The organism is Candidatus Lokiarchaeota archaeon (genome assembly GCA_014730275.1).
Taxonomy (GTDB): Archaea; Asgardarchaeota; Thorarchaeia; order Thorarchaeales; family Thorarchaeaceae; genus WJIL01.
Window position 1 is genome coordinate 1 of the sequence record WJIL01000106.1, and the last position, 2,839, is coordinate 2,839.

Below are 2,839 nucleotides of genomic sequence, written 5' to 3' on the forward strand. Positions count from 1 at the left end.
CGAGGATCTACGGCGGGGGGCACGAGCGCGGCATTCGATCTGGAACGCTAAACGTGCCGGCTATTGTGGGCTTTGGCGAGGCCGTAAGAATCGCTCGTCAGGAGATGGATGAAGCTGCTGTGAGGTATCGTGGCTGGACACGGCATATGTATGAGAGCCTGCGAGAAAAAATCGAGGGTATTAAACTGAACGGGCATCCTACTCAGCGATTGCCGCACAACCTGAGTGTGAGCATCCCAGGGATTGATGCCAAGGCTCTAGTTATGAATCTTGAAGGTGTTGCTATCTCGACGGGTTCTGCCTGCACCGCGGCCAGTGTTGAACCTTCGCATGTAATACTGGCGCTTGGATTTGGAGAAGAGCGAGCACACGCTACTCTTAGGATTGGGGTGGGAAGATCCAATGACGATTCTATGATTGATTCTGTGATTTCACGCATAGCGGTTTCGGTTAAGAGGTTACGATCATTAATGCCTGACTATCCCGGATAATAGTCAAACGAGTGCTGCAATAGCTTGCGTATCCTTGGTTCTACCCAGATGATGATCCGCTCTTCAAGAGATTCAGAAACCCAAGGGTCTTGATAGCGAGAAGCTGCCAGCAATCGACAACGGTCGACCAATAGACCATCAACAATCACGCAGCTCTGAGTAAACTCTTTGTCTTCAAGAGCGAAGGGTACCGCAAATGCTCTCTTGGGCATAGTTGTAAATTGGACTACATCCCCCCAGATATTTAGATCTGGGGTGTTTCGCTTAGAATGCCAATTCCCACCACTTGCACATTGCATCAGATAGACGGGTATCCCCACGCGTCCATCTGGATAAGATCGGTAGAATAGAAGATCAAGCCCTAATTCCTTTACATTTGGTTCATTCCAAAGAGCAAGGCGTCCCTGTGACTCTCCCAAGTGCTCCGCAATTTCATTGACAATTCTTTCAAGGCCAGCTGTATTGCTCCTAGCCCAACCTGTATGCAAGAATCTCCATTCCTGATACTGCGCTTCAAGTGACTCTTTGGTCAGCAGTTCAAACAGCTCCCCTTGTTCATTATAGTCTCCTCCAATTTCACTTGTCCACCAGTCATAGTAAGGAGCTATTGACAATAGCAGACAGAAGGCATAGGCAGGAGATTGTCTCCAAGTGCATTGTGGCCGAATCCATCTACTACGGATCTCAAGAGGATAGAATTCTCCACCGATACAGTGTTGACGTCGACGGAACTCCATCCAAACATTTCCCAGCATCTCGTAAGCGAAATCTTCCGTTGTGTATTTTTCCTCCTCGATCAGAGTATCAACAACATCTGTGATAGACAACTCTGTTTGTTCATATAAGACGGTAGAAGCAATCCAATCGCACAGGACATCAAGCCTAACATTATGTGCGTTGACTGATCGCCCCACTCCCTTGGTTGGAATAGCGAGCACGGTTCTCTATTCCTCCTCCTGAAGACTCTGATGGATCGCAGGAAAGATACTCAGAAGTTGAAGCGCATCGGCTCCCAATCTTCTTACAGCTTTTTTGACACTATCTGAGCCCTTGAATATGTGAACTCTAGTTAGTGCTAGTTCCAGATTATCCGAGGCTTCGTCTATATATCTTACGATCTCGGCTTCATCTCCACCTGCTATTCGGTATGCTATCTCGAATTTTGGACTAGATCTTGTTTCTAGATAGCTTACCGCCTCCTCACTGGCTAGTATCTTTCCGAAGTCACTGATTTGACGCGTGTCTGTCACTAGCGGAAGCTGTTCCTCTGTTCCAAAAAGCCAACGCGCGAAATTGGCCAAATTGTCCAAACGCTCATCCGGAACGGGAGTCCTAGCGATTTCTGGATCAGCCAGTGTGTCAATTTGCAAATACTCCCTTACTCCCTCCGTGGCAATCGACATGTAGAGTATAGCAAAGCGATTCTCAGCCAATCGAGGATCAAAGCCTTCTACCGTGTCTTCAATTTGAAGCAACAAACGATAGGCGACATAGTTTTTGCGCACAGTGGGTGTCTTGCTGCCAATTTTGCGCATTACTTGCCTATAGGTGAATCCTTCCTCATCTATCAGCCTGGCAATGAACCCAGCTTTTTCATCAGCATCCCATTGCTTAATGCCTGTAACGTGTCTGAAGCCGAGGAAGGCCTGAATCTCCTGACGGGAGTCGACGAGTATATATGGAACCCTAGAGAAAAGCTCAGCAGGTCGTTCCGTGCTTTCTGTAATGGCAGTCCACTTGCGTGAAGCAGGATTTCCCTCATATGCGTCTCGCAGGTATCTCAACGCAGCAAGCCTGCGGTTACCTTCTACTACAACTAGCCTTGTTTCTCCATAGAGTTCCTCTTCCGTAACCAGTAGAGCTTCCTGAGGCCAGAAGCCCCCATTCTCCAAGTAAGAGAGGGCCAATTCTTCAAGCGTCCAACTTCTCATCATCTCAAGAATCTCTTCTTGTGAGACCTCGCGACCTGTGGTGTTTCGCCCAAGTCTGGGATTTAGCGGATCCAAAAAAAGGTTGTCGATTGACTCAAACCTTAGCTTTGTATCGATTGTCATTTCTTTCACCCACCTTACACGGTAGTTTTCACTGTACGCGAAAAGCGAAACTCCTTGGATCTATGTCGCTTTGTATGAGAGCGAACTGAGGTAAAACACAAGACGACAGTCGCTCTAATTATAATCTACTTGCCCCAGCAGAAACTCATAAACCTCAGTGCGACTCTTTCCCTCAGTCTGCTGACGGATGTCAGCGATTCCCGAACTGGCGTAGCCAGACAACACGTTGACCAGCTCTTGGTCATCTCCATCTTCCCCACTCTGATTCTGATAGGCCATAATCAAGGTCCGCAA

The 2,839-nt window shown here is 47.8% G+C and carries 3 protein-coding genes; 1 reads left to right on the plus strand and 2 read right to left on the minus strand.

The annotated features are described in order from the left end of the window. A partial coding sequence (locus tag GF309_12075; GenBank protein MBD3159520.1) for an aminotransferase class V-fold PLP-dependent enzyme occupies positions 1-491 on the plus strand: 491 nt, incomplete at its 5' end. Here GF309_12075 and GF309_12080 read toward each other — a convergent pair. Further along, on the minus strand, positions 479-1,429 hold the full coding sequence (locus tag GF309_12080; GenBank protein ID MBD3159521.1) for a hypothetical protein: 951 nt from the start codon (positions 1,427-1,429) through the stop codon (positions 479-481). The two genes, GF309_12075 and GF309_12080, sit on opposite strands and share 13 nt — an antisense overlap. 6 nt (positions 1,430-1,435) lie before the next feature. Beyond that, positions 1,436-2,545, minus strand: coding sequence for a hypothetical protein (locus tag GF309_12085; GenBank protein MBD3159522.1), 1,110 nt, complete (start codon positions 2,543-2,545; stop codon positions 1,436-1,438). Between the last annotated feature and the right edge of the window lie 294 nt (positions 2,546-2,839).

Bases quoted from the DNA above. Each gene is read 5' to 3' on its own strand.
- GF309_12085 (MBD3159522.1), bottom strand. From the start codon at position 2,545: ATGACAATCGATACAAAGCTAAGGTTTGAGTCAATCGACAACCTTTTT.